Annotated in this window: 20 protein-coding genes; 7 read left to right on the top strand and 13 right to left on the bottom strand. The window is 64.8% G+C overall.

The features are described 5' to 3' along the window. Nucleotides 1-126: 126 nt before the first annotated feature. The 4 genes from AC07VU_RS29090 to AC07VU_RS29075 all read left to right on the top strand — a co-directional run bounded on the left by AC07VU_RS29090 (nucleotide 127) and on the right by AC07VU_RS29075 (nucleotide 5,295). Nucleotides 127-369 (top strand): exodeoxyribonuclease VII small subunit, encoded by a 243-nt coding sequence (locus AC07VU_RS29090; protein WP_007924102.1) that lies wholly within the window; start codon nucleotides 127-129, stop codon nucleotides 367-369. After that, a complete protein-coding gene (gene ispA, locus AC07VU_RS29085) occupies nucleotides 366-1,253 on the top strand; it encodes a (2E,6E)-farnesyl diphosphate synthase (protein ID WP_495030927.1) in 888 nt (295 codons plus the stop codon). Before AC07VU_RS29090 ends, ispA begins: the two co-directional genes overlap by 4 nt. Nucleotides 1,254-1,364: 111 nt before the next feature. After that, on the top strand, nucleotides 1,365-3,263 hold the full coding sequence (gene dxs, locus AC07VU_RS29080) for a 1-deoxy-D-xylulose-5-phosphate synthase (protein ID WP_274330607.1): 1,899 nt from the start codon (nucleotides 1,365-1,367) through the stop codon (nucleotides 3,261-3,263). Nucleotides 3,264-3,405: 142 nt separating this feature from the next. Next, nucleotides 3,406-5,295, top strand: a complete 1,890-nt coding sequence (locus AC07VU_RS29075) for a TonB-dependent receptor domain-containing protein (RefSeq protein WP_495030926.1) — start codon at nucleotides 3,406-3,408, stop codon at nucleotides 5,293-5,295. A gap of 106 nt (nucleotides 5,296-5,401) precedes the next feature. On the opposite strand, the gene AC07VU_RS29070 is transcribed toward AC07VU_RS29075, so the two are convergent. From AC07VU_RS29070 to nrdR, 12 genes are all read right to left on the bottom strand, one after another. Next, nucleotides 5,402-6,196, bottom strand: coding sequence for a cobalamin-binding protein (locus AC07VU_RS29070; RefSeq protein WP_274304791.1), 795 nt, complete (start codon nucleotides 6,194-6,196; stop codon nucleotides 5,402-5,404). Further along, nucleotides 6,196-6,615: a hypothetical protein gene (locus AC07VU_RS29065; protein ID WP_009045819.1), complete on the bottom strand. Its 420-nt coding sequence runs from the start codon at nucleotides 6,613-6,615 to the stop codon at nucleotides 6,196-6,198. Before AC07VU_RS29065 ends, AC07VU_RS29070 begins: the two co-directional genes overlap by 1 nt. Next, nucleotides 6,612-7,229, bottom strand: a complete 618-nt coding sequence (ribA, locus tag AC07VU_RS29060) for a GTP cyclohydrolase II (RefSeq protein WP_007924108.1) — start codon at nucleotides 7,227-7,229, stop codon at nucleotides 6,612-6,614. The genes AC07VU_RS29065 and ribA overlap by 4 nt, the downstream gene beginning before the upstream one ends. A gap of 112 nt (nucleotides 7,230-7,341) precedes the next feature. Beyond that, a complete protein-coding gene (locus tag AC07VU_RS29055; protein ID WP_274304792.1) occupies nucleotides 7,342-8,100 on the bottom strand; it encodes a substrate-binding periplasmic protein in 759 nt (252 codons plus the stop codon). 10 nt (nucleotides 8,101-8,110) lie between these two features. Beyond that, the gene (locus tag AC07VU_RS29050) at nucleotides 8,111-8,614 is read right to left on the bottom strand and encodes a phosphatidylglycerophosphatase A family protein (protein WP_053262819.1); all 504 of its coding nucleotides are present in this window, start codon (nucleotides 8,612-8,614) and stop codon (nucleotides 8,111-8,113) included. Continuing rightward, entirely contained in the window at nucleotides 8,611-9,576 is a 966-nt protein-coding gene (gene thiL / locus AC07VU_RS29045) for a thiamine-phosphate kinase (RefSeq protein WP_457275030.1), read from the bottom strand. The genes AC07VU_RS29050 and thiL overlap by 4 nt, the downstream gene beginning before the upstream one ends. Before the next feature lie 18 nt (nucleotides 9,577-9,594). Further along, nucleotides 9,595-10,095: a transcription antitermination factor NusB gene (gene nusB / locus AC07VU_RS29040; protein WP_007924115.1), complete on the bottom strand. Its 501-nt coding sequence runs from the start codon at nucleotides 10,093-10,095 to the stop codon at nucleotides 9,595-9,597. Beyond that, the gene (ribH, locus tag AC07VU_RS29035; protein ID WP_007924117.1) at nucleotides 10,092-10,568 is read right to left on the bottom strand and encodes a 6,7-dimethyl-8-ribityllumazine synthase; all 477 of its coding nucleotides are present in this window, start codon (nucleotides 10,566-10,568) and stop codon (nucleotides 10,092-10,094) included. The genes nusB and ribH overlap by 4 nt, the downstream gene beginning before the upstream one ends. A 91-nt stretch (nucleotides 10,569-10,659) precedes the next feature. Next, complete coding sequence (ribBA, locus tag AC07VU_RS29030; RefSeq protein WP_007924126.1) at nucleotides 10,660-11,751, bottom strand: bifunctional 3,4-dihydroxy-2-butanone-4-phosphate synthase/GTP cyclohydrolase II; 1,092 nt, start codon at nucleotides 11,749-11,751, stop codon at nucleotides 10,660-10,662. A gap of 31 nt (nucleotides 11,752-11,782) precedes the next feature. Continuing rightward, nucleotides 11,783-12,445 carry a riboflavin synthase gene (locus tag AC07VU_RS29025; protein ID WP_007924128.1) on the bottom strand — a complete coding sequence of 221 codons (663 nt, stop codon included), beginning with the start codon at nucleotides 12,443-12,445 and terminating at the stop codon, nucleotides 11,783-11,785. Nucleotides 12,446-12,491: 46 nt separating this feature from the next. Continuing rightward, nucleotides 12,492-13,625, bottom strand: coding sequence for a bifunctional diaminohydroxyphosphoribosylaminopyrimidine deaminase/5-amino-6-(5-phosphoribosylamino)uracil reductase RibD (gene ribD, locus AC07VU_RS29020; protein ID WP_457275031.1), 1,134 nt, complete (start codon nucleotides 13,623-13,625; stop codon nucleotides 12,492-12,494). Continuing rightward, nucleotides 13,622-14,086: a transcriptional regulator NrdR gene (nrdR, locus tag AC07VU_RS29015; protein WP_007924133.1), complete on the bottom strand. Its 465-nt coding sequence runs from the start codon at nucleotides 14,084-14,086 to the stop codon at nucleotides 13,622-13,624. Before nrdR ends, ribD begins: the two co-directional genes overlap by 4 nt. 129 nt (nucleotides 14,087-14,215) lie before the next feature. Between nrdR and AC07VU_RS29010 the strand changes: the two genes are divergently transcribed. The 3 genes from AC07VU_RS29010 (at nucleotide 14,216) to trxA (ending at nucleotide 16,360) form a co-directional block, all read left to right on the top strand. Then, nucleotides 14,216-14,674, top strand: coding sequence for a hypothetical protein (locus AC07VU_RS29010; protein WP_457275032.1), 459 nt, complete (start codon nucleotides 14,216-14,218; stop codon nucleotides 14,672-14,674). Beyond that, the gene (locus AC07VU_RS29005; RefSeq protein ID WP_495030925.1) at nucleotides 14,671-15,327 is read left to right on the top strand and encodes a class I SAM-dependent methyltransferase; all 657 of its coding nucleotides are present in this window, start codon (nucleotides 14,671-14,673) and stop codon (nucleotides 15,325-15,327) included. Before AC07VU_RS29010 ends, AC07VU_RS29005 begins: the two co-directional genes overlap by 4 nt. A gap of 160 nt (nucleotides 15,328-15,487) precedes the next feature. Continuing rightward, complete coding sequence (gene trxA / locus AC07VU_RS29000; protein ID WP_097138542.1) at nucleotides 15,488-16,360, top strand: thioredoxin; 873 nt, start codon at nucleotides 15,488-15,490, stop codon at nucleotides 16,358-16,360. A gap of 60 nt (nucleotides 16,361-16,420) precedes the next feature. Here the strand turns inward: trxA and AC07VU_RS28995 are convergent, their stop codons facing one another. Then, nucleotides 16,421-16,774 (bottom strand): hypothetical protein, encoded by a 354-nt coding sequence (locus tag AC07VU_RS28995; RefSeq protein ID WP_053262824.1) that lies wholly within the window; start codon nucleotides 16,772-16,774, stop codon nucleotides 16,421-16,423. Nucleotides 16,775-16,807: the final 33 nt, after the last annotated feature.

The following is a 16,807-nucleotide window of genomic DNA, read 5'->3' as shown; positions in this document are numbered from 1 at the left end:
GCAACCGGCCCCTGACCCAGGGCAGAAAATCGCCCTGCCGAGCCGTTCGGCAACCGCCGCTCATTTGCCCCAAAACCCCATGTCTGCTAGTGTCGCGCCGGTTTAACGTCAACCGGGATAGCCGCCATGGCCCGCAAAAAAGCTGCCTTAGATTTCGAACAATCCCTCGCCGACCTGCAAACGCTGGTCGAGCGTCTGGAGAACGGCGAGCTGTCGCTGGAAGACTCGTTGACCGCCTTCGAGCAAGGCATCGGCCTGACCCGCGATTGCCAGGCGGCCCTGGCCCAGGCCGAGCAGAAGGTGCAGATCCTGCTGGAGCGCGATGGCGAACTGGCCGAAGAACCCTTCGACGCGGAACAACCAGAATGATCGCGGCCTATCAGGCCAGCAGCCAGGCCCGGGTCAATGCTGCACTGGAAACCCTGTTCCACACGCCAAGCCCGGAGCTGGCCCGTCTTTACCAGGCCATGCGCTACAGCGTGATGAACGGCGGCAAGCGCGTGCGCCCGCTGCTGGCCTACGCCGCCTGCGAAGCCCTCGGTGCCCGGCCGGAGCAGGCCAACGGCGCGGCCTGCGCGGTGGAGCTGATCCACGCCTATTCCCTGGTGCACGACGATCTGCCAGCCATGGACGACGACGACCTGCGTCGCGGCCAGCCAACTACCCATAAAGCCTTCGATGAAGCCTGCGCGATTCTCGCCGGCGACGGTTTACAGAGCCTGGCCTTCAGCGCCCTGCTCGACCCGCGCCTGAGCGATTCGAGCGCCGAGATCCGCCTGCGGATGGTCAGCGCCCTGGCCCTGGCCGCGGGCCCGGCGGGCATGGTCGGCGGCCAGGCCATCGACCTCGGTTCGGTGGGCCTCAAGCTCGACCAGAAAGCCCTGGAGTACATGCACCGGCACAAGACCGGCGCGCTGATCGAGGCCAGCGTCAAGCTCGGCGCCCTGGCCAGCGGCCGGGCCGAAAAAGACGAGCTCAAGTCCCTGCAGACCTATGCCCAGGCCATCGGCCTGGCGTTCCAGGTGCAGGACGATATTCTCGACGTGGAAAGCGATACCGCGACCCTCGGAAAACGCCAGGGTGCCGACATCGCCCGGGACAAACCGACCTACCCGGCCCTGCTCGGCCTGGAAGCGGCCAAGGTTTATGCCCTGGAGCTGCGCGATCAGGCCCTGCACGCACTGCGACCCTTTGACGCGGCCGCCGAACCCCTGCGGGAACTGGCGCGTTATATCGTCGAACGACGCAGTTGATCGACCCCGGCGCGGCAGACCGCATATCGGCCAAGTTCCGCGCTCTGCGTGGGCAGCTTGCGATGCATAAGGTAAACTGCCGCCTCTTTTATACCTATAACGATTCGCCTGATGCCCACGACGTTTCATGAGATTCCCCGCAAGCGCCCGACCACGCCCCTGCTCGACCGTGCCAACACGCCGGACGGCCTGCGCCGGTTAGGCGAAGCCGAGCTGGAAACCCTGGCCGATGAGTTGCGCCTGGAATTGCTCTATACGGTCGGCCAGACCGGTGGGCATTTCGGTGCCGGCCTGGGCGTCATCGAGCTGACCATCGCGCTGCATTATGTCTTCGACACGCCGGACGACCGTCTGGTGTGGGACGTGGGTCATCAGGCTTATCCGCACAAGATCCTCACCGGTCGTCGCGAGCGCATGGCCAGCCTGCGCCAGAAGGACGGCCTGGCCGCCTTCCCGCGGCGTTCCGAGAGCGAGTACGACACCTTTGGCGTCGGCCACTCCAGCACCTCGATCAGCGCAGCGCTGGGCATGGCCATTGCCGCCCGCCTGCAGAACAGCGAGCGCAAGGCCATCGCGGTGATCGGCGACGGCGCCCTGACCGCGGGCATGGCCTTCGAGGCGCTGAACCACGCGCCGGAAGTGGACGCCAACATGCTGGTGATCCTCAACGACAACGACATGTCGATCTCGCGCAACGTCGGCGGCCTGTCCAACTACCTGGCCAAGATTCTTTCCAGCCGCACCTACGCCAGCATGCGCGAAGGCAGCAAGAAGGTGCTGTCGCGCCTGCCCGGCGCCTGGGAAATCGCCCGCCGCACCGAAGAATACGCAAAAGGCATGCTGGTTCCCGGCACCCTGTTCGAAGAGCTGGGCTGGAACTACATCGGCCCGATCGACGGCCACGACCTGCCGACCCTGATCGCCACCCTGCGCAACATGCGCGACCTCAAGGGTCCGCAGTTCCTGCACGTGGTGACCAAAAAGGGCAAAGGTTTCGCCCCAGCGGAAGTCGACCCGATCGGCTACCACGCCATCACCAAGCTCGACCCTCTGGACAGCCCCGCCGCCGCGCCGAAAAAAGCCGGCGGGCCGAAGTACTCCGGTGTGTTCGGCGAATGGCTGTGCGACATGGCCGCCGCTGACCCGCGCCTGGTGGGCATTACCCCGGCGATGAAGGAAGGCTCGGACCTGGTGGCCTTCAGCGAGCGCTTCCCGCTGCGCTATTTCGACGTGGCGATTGCCGAGCAGCACGCCGTGACCCTGGCGGCTGGCATGGCCTGCGAAGGCGCCAAGCCGGTGGTGGCGATCTATTCGACCTTCCTGCAGCGCGGCTACGACCAGCTGGTGCATGACGTAGCGGTGCAGAACCTCGATGTGCTGTTCGCCATCGACCGTGCCGGCCTGGTGGGCGAAGACGGCCCGACCCACGCCGGCAGCTTCGACCTGTCGTTCCTGCGCTGCATCCCCGGCATGCTGGTGATGACCCCGAGCGACGAGAACGAGCTGCGCAAGATGCTCAGCACCGGCCACCTGTACAACGGCCCGGCCGCCGTGCGTTATCCACGCGGTACCGGCCCGAACGCCACCATCGAAAAGGACCTGCAGCCGATCGAGATCGGCAAGGGCGTGGTCCGTCGCCGGGGCAGCAAGGTCGCCCTGCTGGTGTTCGGCGTGCAACTGGCCGAGGCGCTGAAAGTCGCCGACAAGCTGGATGCCACTGTGGTCGATATGCGTTTCGTCAAGCCGCTGGACGAAGCCCTGGTGTGCGAGATCGCCGCCAGCCACGAACTGCTGGTGACTATCGAAGAGAACGCCATCATGGGCGGCGCCGGTGGCGCGGTCGGCGAGTTCCTGGCGCGCGAAGCGATCCTCAAGCCGATCCTGCACCTGGGCCTGCCGGACCTCTACGTCGAACACGCCAAGCCGGCGCAGATGCTGGCCGAATGCGGCCTGGACGAAGCCGGTATCGAAGCCGCCATACGGGCACGCCTGCAACGGCTCGGCCTGTAACCTGTAGCCGCTGCCGAAGGCTGCGATCGCCCCCGAAGGGGGCGTTGCTTTTGAGGTCGCAGGAAGGTCCTGCGGACCTTATCGCAGCCTGCGGCAGCGGCTACGGTTTTTCCTCGCATGCTCCATTCGCTATAGATTGCCGATGAAACCCGCCCTCCTCGTCCTGCCCCTTGTCCTGCTGCCCACCGGCCAACTGCTGGCCGACACTCTCGACCGCGAACAGGCCCTCAAGCTGCCCGACACGCTGATCAGCGCCAACCGCCAGGTAGAGGCCCGCAACGACAGCAGCGCTGCCAACACCGTATTCACCCGCGACGACATCGACCGCCTGCAACCCTCCAGCGTCACCGACCTGCTGCAACGGGTGCCTGGCGTCCAAGTGGCGCAGAGTGGCGGCCGGGGCAGCGTGCCGGGGATCTATATCCGCGGCACTTCGTCGGCGCAGACCCTGGTGCTGGTGGATGGCCAGCGCATCGGCAGTTCGAGTTCCGGCGACAGCAATCTGCAGCATCTGAATATCCAGCAGATCGAGCGAGTGGAAGTACTGCGCGGTTCACGCTCGGTGATCTACGGCAGCGACGCCATCGGCGGGGTGATCCAGATCTTCACCCGGCGCAGCGCCGAGCAGGGCCTGCAACCCCGCCTGCACCTGGGGGTCGGCAGCCACCAGAGCTGGGAGCGCAGCATCGGCCTGTCCGGCGGCGACCAGCAGACCCGCTTCAGCCTGGGTGCCAGTCTCGACGACACGGCCGGGAGCAATCGCACCCATGAGTCCTATGCCAGCGATCGCGACAATGACGCCTACCGCAACCAGTCCCTCAGCCTGAGCCTGAGCCACGCCTTCAACGACGACTGGGAAGCCGGTCTGAACCTGCTGGATAACCGCGGTAAAAGCGAGTTCGACAACCCCTTCGGGCGTTCGTATTTCAATGGCAGCGCCTTCGAGAGCCTCCCGCAGAAGCCCTACAGCGAATTCGCGGTCAGCAGCTTCAGCAGCTATGTCGACGGGCGTATCAACGACGTCTGGAAGTCGCGCCTGGAACTGGGCCACAGCGAAAACCGCGAGAAGACCTTCGACAAGCTCAGCGACGAACGCACGGTGTTCAACACCTACCGCGACTCGGTCAACTGGCAGAACGACCTGACCCTCGACGAACGCAACAGCCTGATCGTCGGCGGCGACTGGTACCAAGACCGGGTCAACAGCAGTACCGCCTTCGCCGAAGACAGCCGCTGGAACCGCGCGGCCTTTGTCCAGCATCGCTTCAAGACCGACAGTTTCTCCACCGAACTGGGCCTGCGTCGCGACCAGAACCAGCAGTTCGGCGGCCAGAACAGCTGGAGCGGCACCCTCACCCTGCCGTTGAATGCAGACAACGATGTCCTGCTGACCTACAGCGAAGGCTTTCGCGCCCCGACCTTCAACGACCTGTATTACCCCGACTTCAGCAACCCTGACCTCAAGCCCGAGACCTCGAAAAGCTACGAATTGCAATGGCGCAGCCAGTTGAGCGAGAGCACTCGCCTGGAGACCTCGCTGTACCGCACCGACCTGGAAGACGCGATTATCTTCGGCAGCAATTCGCGCCCGCAGAACGTCGCCTCGGCACGTATCAACGGCTTCGAGGCGACGCTGCAGCAGGAGTTGTTCGGCTGGCAGAGCAATCTGGGGCTGGCGATCATCGATCCCCGCGACCGCGACACCGGCCACACCCTGGCCCGTCGTGCCCGGCGCACCTTGAGCCTGGACCTGGATCGGCAGTTCGACCGCCTGGGCCTCGGCGCCAGCTGGCAAGCAGTGAGCAGCAGCTATGACGACCTGGCCAACCAGCAACGCCTCGGCGGTTATGCCCTGCTGGGCTTGCGCAGCAATTGGGCGCTGACTCGCGAGGTGCGGTTGGAGTTGAAGGTCGACAATCTGCTCGACAAGTCCTACAGCCGGGTGCTGTACAGCCATGACGGCGCGCAGTACGGGTATCGGGAGCAAGGCCGGGCCTGGATGTTCGGGGTGACCTGGACGCCGGAGCTTTAGTCAGGTCGGGCCTGTAAGAACGCTATCGCGGGCAAGCCTCGCTCCTACACAGGGATTGCACATTTTTCTGTAGGAGCGAGGCTTACCCGCGATGCGCTAGCCGCAGCTACTCAGAATCAAGCAACTCACAGAGCTTGGCCGTCGCGGCGATCATCTGCCCGCTCGGCCGCTCCAGGCCTTTATCGCTGATCAGCAACAACCTGCCTTGCGCCACCGCCTTCAATTGCGGCCAGGCTTTCCAGGCGTCAAGTTGCGCCTGGGTGCTGGCCAGAATCACCTCGGGGTTGCGCTGCAATACTGCCTCGACGCTGACCTGGGGCGCCGGCAGCGGCAGGTCGGCAAACACATTGCGCGCGCCGCACACACTCAAGGCATCGCTGATGATTTGCCCGCCGCCCACGGTGTACAACGGCTGGTCCCAGACCTGATAGAACACTGCCAGGGGCGCGCTGCGGGCATAGCGTTGACGCAGGCCGGCCAGTTGCTGCCGCAACTCATTGGCACGCTCCAGGCCGCGTTGTGGGCGCCCTAGCCGGGCGGCGATAGTTGCAATTTGAGTGGTGAGCTGGTCGAGGCTGTGGGGTTCGGCCACCAGGGTCGGGATGCCCAGGCGGCTGAGCTGTTCGCGCTGAGCCGGGCCGACGCTGCCGGGCCAGAGCAGGAGCAGATCCGGCCTGAGGCTGAGCAGCCGCTCCATGTCCAGCTGGCCGTAGCGGCCCACCGACGGCAGGTTGTGCAATTGAGGGGGACGCTCGCCGGCGTCGAGCACACCGACCAGCAGGTCGGCGGAATCCAGTTCGACGACGATTTCCGATAGCGAAGGCGCGAGGCTGACCACGCGCTCCACGGCCAGCGCCGGGCCTGCGAGGGCCAGCAGCAGGACTGCCAGCCAGCGGCGCATCAACCGAGCTGACGCGGGATGCGGTAGAGGTAGAACAGCACCGCGGTGGACAGCGCCAGGAGGATCAGCGGCACCGCTTCCAGGCCGACGAACACCGCCAGGGCACCGACCCAGGCCGGCAGCGCCGCGGCCAGGAACGCTGCGCGACGGCGGGCCGCCAACTCGATCCAGGCCGCTGGCTCTTCAGGGGTATCGAGGGCTTTATGGGTGGCGATCAAGGCCCGTTTGTAGCCGCCGAAAAAACGCAGGCTGACAAACATCGAGGCCACTCCAGCGATGAAAAACGGCATCGCCAGGATCGGCAGCAACGGCTCGCCCTGGCCAAACACCAGGTTGATCACAAACAGCGGCAGCAGCGCCAGCGCCAGGTATTGCCACCAGCTGACGGCCAGGCGCCGCCGGACCTGACCGCGGGTCACGCCCGGTCTACCTCGCCCTGGTGCTCGTTGCCCATCATGTGGTCGAGCTTGCTGGCCTTGGTGGCCAGGTAGAGTTTGTTGTGCGGGTTGTGGCCGGTATGCAGCGGCACGCGCTCGGCAACGACTATGCCCATCTCGGTCAGGGCCTTGACCTTGCGCGGGTTGTTGGTCATCAGCCGCAGGGACTTCACCCCCAGGTGCTCGAGCATCGGCAGGCACATGGCGTAGTCACGCTGGTCGGCGGCAAAGCCCAGGCGTTCGTTGGCTTCCACGGTGTCGGCGCCGCCATCCTGCAACTCATAGGCGCGGATCTTGTTGAGCAGGCCGATGCCGCGGCCTTCCTGACGCAGGTACAGGAGCACGCCACGGCCTTCGCGGGCGATCGCCTGCAGGGCGGCTTCCAGTTGTGAACCGCAGTCGCAGCGCTGGCTGAACAGGGCATCGCCGGTCAGGCATTCGGAGTGCAACCGGCCGAGCACCGGAGCGCCATCGGCAATATCACCCAGACTGAGCACGACGTGCTCGCGGCCGGTGGCTTCATCGAGAAAACCGTGCATGGTGAATTGCGCAAAAGGGGTAGGCAGCTTGGAAGCGGCAACAAAAACGACGGGCACCGTTGTGCTCCTGATCTGTATGGGACTGGAGATTCGCAGAGGCGGCATTGTAACAGCAGCTTCCGACAGACGCTTAGGCTGAATTATCGGACATAAAGATCGAGAAGTTAGATCAACGGTCTTCAGGCGGACGCCCGGTATCGAACGGATAGGGCTGCTGCCAGCGCTGGAAAATCGGGCGCAAACGGCCATTTTTCACCAACTCGGCCATCCGCCGATCGAACAGCGCGCACAGCAGCCGCCCCCGTTCATTGTTGGCAAAACCCAGGAACAGTGGCAGTTCGGCCAAATGGCTGCGCCGGAACTGCGAGCGGTCCCCGGCCTGGGACAGGACAACATCGACCTCGGTCAGGGCATCGATATAGAAGTCGGCGCGGCCTTGCTGGAGCATCGGCAAGATACCGACACGCCGGCGGATTTCATTGAAACGCTGAATATTGGGCAAGTAGTCCTGGTAGCGGTAGCCGCGTACCCAGACCAGACGATAGTTGCCGAGCGTGGCCAGGGTCGGCGGCGGGTTCGTCGCCAGGCCCAGGCTGTAGATATGGTCGGTGTCGTAATTCCAGCGCGGATACAGGGCGCCATCGGTTTCGTCCCGATAGGAGCCGACCAGGGCGTCGACCTCACGCCGCTGCACCAGCCCGACCGAGCGGGTGTACGGCACGCTGCGCATGTCGAGCTTTACGCCCTGGGTCTCGAAGACCTCGCGCAGGATATCCCAGGCCATACCCTGGCCATCGGCCTGGGTGTAGCTGTCCCACTCCTCGCTGGCCACCCGGATTTCGCCGGGAAGCGCCGCCGGCTCGGCGGCCCGGACCAGGCTGGCGGTCAAGACACAGAGCGTTACCAGCAGAACGCGAGCGGCCGGCATGGCTGATTCCTCAGGTAAAGCACCACACCAGCCCCTGCATCGCCAACCAGGCGAAGACACCGGCCAGCACATCGTCGAGCATGATCCCGATACCGCCGTGCACATGCCGGTCGATCCAGCGAATCGGCCAGGGCTTGAGAATGTCGAAGAAGCGGAACATCAGGAAACCCGCCAGCAACCACTGCCAGCCTTCCGGCACCAGCCACAGGGTGATCCACATGCCGACCATTTCGTCCCAGACGATGCCTTCGTGGTCATGCACCCGCAGGTCGTCGGCCACCTTGCCGCACAGCCAGAAGCCGAACAGCATGGTGATGCCGAGCATCAGCCAGTAACCCCAGTCCGGCAGCATCTGCCACAGCGGGATGAACGGTAGCGCCACCAGCGAGCCCCAGGTACCCGGAGCCTTGGGCAAGGTGCCCGAACCGAAACCGAAGGCCAGAAAATGCCAGGGATTACGCCAGACGGAGGGCGGCACGAACTCTGCCGGAACCTGTTTGGGATGATCTGTCACGGTGTCTCCCGAAAATGTTGATAACCCCGAGTGCTCGGGGTGATGTCCCGCCCCTCGGCATCCAGCAGCACCACGCCCTGCCCGGCCACGACCCGGCCCAGCACATGCACCGGCCAGCCGGCGGCGAGCAGCGGCGCCAGCTCGGCTTCGGGCAAGGTGAAGAGCAGCACGTAATCGTCACCACCGCTGAGTGCCGCCGAGCGGGCGCCATTCTCACCGAGAAAGCTCAACAACGCCCGGGACATCGGCAGTTTTTCACTTTCGATCAGCAAGCTGACAGCTGAAGCGGCAGCAATGTGCCCGCAGTCGGCCAGCAGGCCATCGGAGATATCCATGGCTGCGGTAGCCTTGCCGCGCAGCGCCTGGCCCAGGGCCAGTTGCGGTTGCGGCGACCAGTAATGGACCAGCAAAGGCTCGGCGACCGCCGGCTCGGCGCTGCGTTGTCCGAGCACCAGGGGCAAGGCACCGGCACCATTGCCCAGCTCGCCACCAACACACAGCAGGTCGCCCGGACGGGCACCGCTGCGGGTCAGGGCCTGGCCGGCGGGCACGCGACCGAACACGGTCATGGTCAGGGTCAACGGGCCGCACGTGGTGTCGCCGCCTACCAGGCGCACGCCGCAGCTCTGCGCCATGGCGCTCAGGCCGTTGGCATAGGCTTGCAGCCAATCGGCGTCAACCGTCGGCAGGGTCAGGGCAAGGGTGAAGGCGACAGGCGCGGCGCCCATGGCCGCCAGGTCGCTGACCGCCACCGCCAGCGAGCGCTGGCCGAGCAGGAAAGGGTCGCAGGGATCTGCGAAATGCACACCGGCCACCAGGGTGTCGGTGGAAATCGCCAACTGTTCGCCAGGGGGAACAGCCAGCAAGGCGCAGTCGTCGCCAATCCCCAGTGCAACGCCCTCGCCGCCCTGCGCACAAGGCGCGGCAGCGAAGAAGTTACGGATCAGCTCAAACTCGCCCATGGCAGCTGCAAGCGCGGATCAGCGCTTGAATGCCTTCACTTCAGCTTCACGCAGACGCGGGGCCAGCTTGTCGAGTACGCCGTTGACGAACTTGTGGCCGTCGGTGGAACCGAAGACCTTGGCCAGTTCGATACCTTCGTTGATCACAACGCGGTACGGCACATCGACGCGCTTGAGCAGTTCCCAGGTGGACAGGCGCAAAACCGCCAGTTCGACCGGGTCCAGCTCTTCGATGGTGAGGTCCAGGCAAGGAGTGAGAGCGTTGTCGATCTCATTCTTGTTGGCCGGAACGCCGTGCAGGATCTCACGGAAGTAGGCACCGTCGATGTCGGTGAAATCGTTGTCGACCCGGAACTGCGCTTCGATCTCGTTCAGCGAGTGCTTGGCCATGTGCCATTGGTACAGCGCCTGGGTCGCGAGCTGACGGGCTTCGCGACGCTTGGCGCTCTTGGATGGCTTGCCAGCGTCCGCAGGTTTCGGATCGCGCGGGTTGAAACGATCGCTATCGTCGCTAATCACTTGGCCTCCAACTGCGCCAGCAGGCTGACCATTTCCAGAGCGGACAAGGCAGCTTCAGCACCTTTGTTGCCGGCCTTGGTGCCGGAACGTTCGATGGCTTGCTCGATCGAGTCGACGGTCAGCACGCCAAAGGCGACCGGTACGCCGAACTCCATGGACACCTGGGCCAGGCCCTTGGTGCATTCGCCCGCCACGTATTCGAAGTGCGGAGTGCCGCCACGAATGACCGCGCCCAGGGCGATGATCGCCGCGAACTCGCCCTTCTGCGCGACTTTCTGCGCAACCAGCGGAATCTCGAAGGCGCCAGGGGCACGAATCACGGTGATGTCGCTTTCGCTCACGCCGTGACGGACCAGGGCGTCAACGGCGCCGCTGACCAGGCTTTCGACGACGAAGCTGTTGAAACGGCCGACCACCAGGGCATAGCGGCCTTTGGGGGCGATGAAGGTACCTTCGATGGTCTTCAGGGTCATTCGACAAATCTCTTAAAGAGCCGGAGCGCGTTCACTACGCGCTCACTAGTGATATTTGAACCGCGAATTTCAAGCCCGCAACAACCGGCTTTTATTCGGAGGGCACGTATTCTACAACTTCCAGGTCGAAACCGGATATCGCATTAAATTTCATCGGCGCGCTCATCAGGCGCATTTTGCGTACGCCCAGGTCGCGCAGGATCTGCGAACCGGCACCGACGATGCTGTAGGTGGTCGGTTTTTTCGCAGGTACGTGCTCGGCCGTTTCGCGGATATGCGCCAGCAACACGTCGCCGTCCAGCGGGTGGCCCAGCAACAGCACCACGCCGCTGCCGGCCTCGGCAACCGTGGCCATGGCGGCCCGCAGGCTCCAGCGGCCAGGCTGCTTGACCATCAGCAGGTCGCGCAGCGGGTCCATGTTGTGCACGCGAACCAGGGTCGGCTCTTCGGCGCAGATGTTGCCCAGGGTCAGCGCCATGTGCACGTCGCCTTCCACCGAATCACGGTAGGTCACCAGGTTGAACTGGCCCAATTCGCTGTCCAGCGGCTGCTCGGCAATCCGCTGAACGGTACGTTCGTGGATCATCCGGTAGTGAATCAGGTCGGCGATGGTGCCGATCTTGATGTTGTGTTCGGCGGCGAAGGCTTCCAGCTCGGCGCGACGGGACATGGTGCCGTCGTCGTTCATCACTTCGCAGATCACCCCGCTCGGCTCGAAACCGGCCATGCGCGCCAGGTCGCAGGCGGCTTCGGTGTGGCCGGCGCGGGCCAGGGTGCCGCCCGGCTGGGCCATCAGCGGGAAGATGTGGCCCGGGCTGACGATGTCTTCGGCCTTGGCGTCCTTGGCGGCGGCAGCCTGCACCGTGCGTGCGCGGTCGGCGGCGGAGATACCGGTGGTCACGCCGGTAGTGGCCTCGATGGAAACGGTGAACTTGGTACCGAACCCGGAACCGTTGCGCGGCGCCATCAAAGGCAGCTTGAGCAGCTCGCAACGCTCGCGGCTCATCGGCATGCAGATCAGGCCGCGGGCATGCTTGGCCATGAAGTTGATGTGTTCGGCCTTGCAGCACTCGGCGGCCATGATCAGGTCGCCTTCGTTCTCGCGGTCTTCGTCATCCATGAGGATGACCATCTTGCCTTGGCGGATGTCTTCAACCAGTTCTTCGATGCTGTTGAGCGCCACGCGGCACCCCCCTTCTTTCAAAATTTGAGGTTCAGGATTTGAGGTAGCCGTTAGCGGCCAGAAAACTTTCGGTGATGCCACCGCTCGAAGGCTCCGCGGCCTTGTCGCCCAGCAGCAGGCGCTCCAGGTAACGCGCCAACAGGTCGACTTCGAGGTTGACCTGCCGACCCGGCCGGTAGTCGGCCATGATGGTTTCGGCCAGCGTGTGCGGGACGATGGTCAGCTCGAACTCGGCGCCATTGACCGCGTTGACCGTCAGGCTGGTGCCGTCGACGGTGATCGAGCCCTTGTGGGCGATGTACTTGGCCAGGTCCTTGGGCGCGCGGATACGGAACTGGATGGCGCGGGCATTTTCCTCCCGGGCCACCACTTCGCCGACGCCGTCGACATGGCCGCTGACCAGGTGACCGCCCAGGCGGGTAGTCGGGGTCAGGGCCTTTTCCAGGTTGACCCGGCTGCCGGCCTTCAATTGATGGAAAGCAGTGCAATCCAGGGTCTCGCGGCTGACGTCGGCCCAGAAGCCGTCGCCCGGCAGTTCCACCGCGGTCAGGCAGACGCCGTTCACCGCGATGCTGTCGCCCAGCTTCACGTCGCCCAGGTCGAGCTTGCCGGTTTCCACATACACCCGCACATCGCCACCCTTGGGGGTCAATGCACGGATGCTGCCGATGGATTCGATGATGCCTGTAAACATGGAGTCCTCCTCGAGAACAGGGTCGCCGCGTGGCGAAGGCCCGAAATTATACGCTCGCTGCTGGCAGAGGAATGGCAATGACTCGCCAGTCATCGCCTACGGCGCGCATTTCAATGATTTTCAGCTGCGGCGCCTCGCTCATCTGCGCCAGCGGCCATTCGAGCAGCGGCCGGGCCGTAGAGCCGAGGAACTTGCCGGCGACAAAGATCTGGTACTCATCCACCAGGCCTTGCTGGGCGAACGCCCCCGCCAGGCGCGGGCCGGCTTCCACCAGCACCTCGTTGACGCCGCGGGCAGCCAGCTCGCCCAACAGCCGACGCAGGTCCACCTGGCCATCGGCGCCCGGCACGATCAGGCATTCCGGACCGTTGGCGTACTGTTCTTCTACCGCCGCGCAGGTGGCGACCAGCGCCGGCCCCGCCTTGAAGAACGGCGCATCGAGCGGCACCCGCAGGCGGCCGTCGATCAACACGCGCAAGGGTGGACGGCTCATGGCCAGGGCGGTCTGTTCCGCATCCAGCCCCAGTTCCTCGGCACGTACCGTCAGCCGGGCATTGTCCGCCAGCACCGTGTCGGCACCGGTCAACACCACGCTGGCCTGGGCCCGCAGGCGCTGCACCGCGGAACGCGCGGCGGGGCCGGTGATCCACTGGCTTTCGCCACTGGCCATGGCGGTGCGCCCGTCCAGGCTCATGGCCAGCTTGACCCGCACGAACGGCAGGCCGTGCTCCATGCGCTTGAGGAAACCCTGGTTGAGGGCACGGGCTTGCTGCTCCATCACCCCGCTGTGGGTAGCGATGCCGGCCTGGGCCAGGCGCTGCAGGCCACGGCCGGCGACTTCCGGGTTGGGGTCCTGCATCGCCGCCACGACCCGCGCCACGCCGGCATCCACCAGGGCATCGGCGCACGGCGGCGTACGGCCGTGATGGCTGCAGGGTTCGAGGGTCACGTAAGCGGTGGCGCCGCGGGCGTTGGCACCGGCGGCACGCAGGGCGTGGACTTCGGCATGGGGCTCGCCGGCCCGCACATGCCAGCCCTCGCCGACGACCTGGCCGTCGCGCACGATCACGCAACCGACCCGGGGGTTGGGATGAGTGCTGAAGCGGCCTTTTGCGGCCAGCTCCAGGGCGCGCGCCATATAGTGGGCGTCGAGCACCGCCTGTTCGCTGGAGGTGTTCATTCTTTGCCCGGCTCGCGGGCGAGACGGTCGATCTCTTCGCGGAATTCGTTGAGATCCTGGAACCGTCGGTAGACCGAGGCGAAGCGGATATAGGCCACTTCATCGAGCTTTTGCAGCTCGGCCATCACCAGCTCGCCGACGACCAGGGACTTGACCTCGCGCTCGCCGGTGGCGCGCAACTTGTGCTTGATGTGCACCAGCGCGGCTTCCAGGCGCTCGACGCTGACCGGACGTTTTTCCAGGGCACGCTGCATGCCAGCGCGGAGTTTTTCTTCGTCGAAGGGCTGACGGCTGCCGTCAGTCTTGATCAGGCGCGGCAACACCAGTTCGGCGGTTTCGAAAGTGGTGAAACGTTCACCGCAGGCCAGGCATTCACGCCGGCGGCGCACCTGTTCGCCTTCGGCGACCAGACGCGAGTCGATGACCTTGGTGTCGTTGGCACCGCAGAAGGGACAGTGCATGGTGGCAGGCAACAAAAAAAGGGAGGGCCATGGTAGCGCATCCCACTGGCAAGACAAGCCATAGCCTTTACGGTATACAGACCGACTATTATGTTTTGCACATGGAATTTCGCCTTGTTGGAGCTTCGCATGCCACTACGACCGCTCGTTTTGCTCAGCCTTTTCAGCCTGCTGGTCGCTTGCAGCAGCGACGCCCCGAAACCGGCCACCTCCACCGTGCCGCCCCAGCAGAGTGTGAAAAAAGCCCAGGAATCCACTGACCTCGGCCCCCTGCCGGCCTACCAGCGTGAACTGAGCGGCACCCTGCAGGGCGTACCGAGCGGTGCCGAGGTGGAACTGGCGCTGCTGGTGATCGACGAGCGCGGCCGGCCGCAACGTTTGCTGGCCAGCAGCAACCTGATCGGCAACAACAAGGTCCTGCCGTTTCGCCTGCGCTTCAATCCCGATGTCTTCCCGGTAGGCGCCCGCGTTGAACTGCGCGGCCGCGCCAGCCAGTCCGGCCAGTTGATCCTGCACCTGCCGGCGCAACTCATCACCCAACCGACCACCCAGGCCGTGGGCCAACTGCAATTCATCAAAGCACCATGACCCCACCGCTCGACCTGCAACGCGCCCTGAGCGAACTGCTGGGCGACGCCCAACTGGTGGCCTGCGAACTGCCGGGCACCGAGCTGAAGCTGTGGTTGATCGATGCCGACAACATGGACCGCGCCTTCACCCCGGAAGAAACCCGGCGAATTCTCCACGAACCGCCGTACTGGAGTTTCTGCTGGGCCAGCGGCCTGGCCCTGGCGCGCTATCTGGCCGAGCGTCCGCAGTGGGTGCAAGGCAAGCGGGTCCTGGATTTCGGCGCCGGCTCCGGCGTGGCCGGTATCGCGGCGCTGAAAGCCGGCGCGCTGGAAGTGGTGGCCTGCGACCTCGACCCCCTGGCCATCGCCGCCTGCAAGGCGAATGCGGCGCTCAACGGGGTTGAACTGGGTTACTCCACGGACTTTTTCGCGCAAGCGGATCGCTTCGACCTGATCCTGGTAGCCGACGTGCTCTACGACCGCGCCAACCTGCCGCTGCTGGATGAATTCCTTAGCCGCGGACGCCAGGCACTGGTGGCGGACTCCCGGGTCAAGGACTTCCAACATCCGCTATACCAACGCCTGGAAATGCTCCACGCCCTGACCCTGCCGGATCTGGCCGAGCCCTGGGAGTTCCGCGAAGTGAGCCTGTATCACGCGCAGCGCGATTGATGAAGGACAAATCACCTTGTGCTCTATCGAGCAACGTCCAGCAGCATCTGCAGGAGCGAGGCTTGCCCGCGAAACAATCTACCGGCCACCCGATACCCCGCTTTCAGCCGCCCCCCGCCAAGCCTTATAGTTGGCCCATTCACGTTCTTCGAGATCCCCCATGAGTCAGGACACGCCGTACATTTTCGACGCCAGCACCGCCGACTTCGACCAGTCGGTGATCGAGAACTCGTTCCACAAGCCGGTGCTGGTGGATTTCTGGGCCGAATGGTGCGCGCCCTGCAAGGCGCTGATGCCGATGCTGCAACAGATCGCCGAGAGCTATCAGGGCGAACTGCTGCTGGCCAAGGTCAACTGCGATATCGAGCAGGACATCGTTGCCCGCTTCGGCATTCGCAGCCTGCCGACCGTGGTGCTGTTCAAGGACGGCCAGCCGGTGGACGGTTTTGCCGGGGCGCAACCGGAATCCGCGGTGCGCGCCATGCTCGAACCCCATGTGCAGATGCCGCCGCCCAAGGCCGCCGACCCGCTGGAGCTGGCTGAAGCGCTGTTCGCCGAAGGGCGCATCGCCGATGCCGAAGCCACGCTCAAAGTGCTGCTGGGCGAAGACAACAGCAACGCCAAGGCCTTGATCCTCTACGCCCGCTGCCTGGCCGAACGCGGTGAACTGGGCGAAGCCCAGACCGTACTCGACGCGGTCACCGGCGATGAACACAAGGCGGCGCTGGCCGGGGCCAAGGCGCAGATCACCTTCCTCAAGCAGGCCGCCGACCTGCCGGACAGCGCCGAGCTGAAAAGCCGCCTGGCGCAGAACCCGCAGGATGACGAGGCGGTGTATCAGCTGGCCATCCAGCAACTGGCGCGCCAGCAGTACGACGCGGCGCTGGATGCCCTGCTCAAGTTGTTCATCCGCAACCGCAGCTACAACGAAGGCCTGCCGCACAAGACCTTGCTGCAAGTGTTCGAGCTGCTGGGCAACGACCACCCGCTGGTGACCACCTACCGTCGCAAGCTGTTCGCCGCGCTGTACTGATTCACGACTGGATCGCAAGCAGACTCGCCCCGACCAAGGGCGAGCCCGCGCCTTCCTCGCCTACTCGATCCAGCTGTAGAGCGGCGTATCGCCGCCGCTCACCACCTTGACCTGTGCGCTATGGCGCAAACGCACCAACAGCCGCTTGCCCGCCGCGGCGCTGCCGGTCAGGCCTTCCAGTTGCTCCAAAAGATCCGGGCCGCTCAATTGCCCGGCCTTACGCAGCAGGTCCTGGGTGATCTGCCACAGCGCATCGTCCTGGCTCGCCGGCTTGGCCACAGGCGCGCCGCTTTCGGCTTTGGCCGCCTGCAACGGCGCCCCCAGCCGGGCACTCAACTGATCCCAGTCGGCCTCGTCCAGTTCCAGGGTCAAATCCACCGGCCATTCGCCGATGCTTCCACGAATCCGCACCATCGCTCTGCTCCCGAAAATTTCTGACGAGCATGC

The organism is Pseudomonas sp. GW821-FHT02B10, assembly GCF_059421865.1.
Note: the sequence above shows the minus strand (reverse complement) of the source record. Positions and strands in the feature narration are given on the sequence as shown.

Excerpts from the sequence above, each read along its gene's own strand:
- ispA (WP_495030927.1), top strand. The coding sequence starts at position 366 with ATGATCGCGGCCTATCAGGCCAGCAGCCAGGCCCGGGTCAATGCTGCA.
- AC07VU_RS29005 (WP_495030925.1), top strand. The coding sequence starts at position 14,671 with ATGACCCCACCGCTCGACCTGCAACGCGCCCTGAGCGAACTGCTGGGC.
- dxs (WP_274330607.1), top strand. The coding sequence starts at position 1,365 with ATGCCCACGACGTTTCATGAGATTCCCCGCAAGCGCCCGACCACGCCC.
- AC07VU_RS29070 (WP_274304791.1), bottom strand. The coding sequence starts at position 6,196 with ATGCGCCGCTGGCTGGCAGTCCTGCTGCTGGCCCTCGCAGGCCCGGCG.
- ribH (WP_007924117.1), bottom strand. The coding sequence starts at position 10,568 with ATGACCCTGAAGACCATCGAAGGTACCTTCATCGCCCCCAAAGGCCGC.
- AC07VU_RS29025 (WP_007924128.1), bottom strand. The coding sequence starts at position 12,445 with ATGTTTACAGGCATCATCGAATCCATCGGCAGCATCCGTGCATTGACC.
- ribD (WP_457275031.1), bottom strand. The coding sequence starts at position 13,625 with ATGAACACCTCCAGCGAACAGGCGGTGCTCGACGCCCACTATATGGCG.
- AC07VU_RS29090 (WP_007924102.1), top strand. The coding sequence starts at position 127 with ATGGCCCGCAAAAAAGCTGCCTTAGATTTCGAACAATCCCTCGCCGAC.
- trxA (WP_097138542.1), top strand. The coding sequence starts at position 15,488 with ATGAGTCAGGACACGCCGTACATTTTCGACGCCAGCACCGCCGACTTC.
- nrdR (WP_007924133.1), bottom strand. The coding sequence starts at position 14,086 with ATGCACTGTCCCTTCTGCGGTGCCAACGACACCAAGGTCATCGACTCG.
- AC07VU_RS29075 (WP_495030926.1), top strand. The coding sequence starts at position 3,406 with ATGAAACCCGCCCTCCTCGTCCTGCCCCTTGTCCTGCTGCCCACCGGC.
- AC07VU_RS28995 (WP_053262824.1), bottom strand. The coding sequence starts at position 16,774 with ATGGTGCGGATTCGTGGAAGCATCGGCGAATGGCCGGTGGATTTGACC.
- AC07VU_RS29055 (WP_274304792.1), bottom strand. The coding sequence starts at position 8,100 with ATGCCGGCCGCTCGCGTTCTGCTGGTAACGCTCTGTGTCTTGACCGCC.
- thiL (WP_457275030.1), bottom strand. The coding sequence starts at position 9,576 with ATGGGCGAGTTTGAGCTGATCCGTAACTTCTTCGCTGCCGCGCCTTGT.
- AC07VU_RS29010 (WP_457275032.1), top strand. The coding sequence starts at position 14,216 with ATGCCACTACGACCGCTCGTTTTGCTCAGCCTTTTCAGCCTGCTGGTC.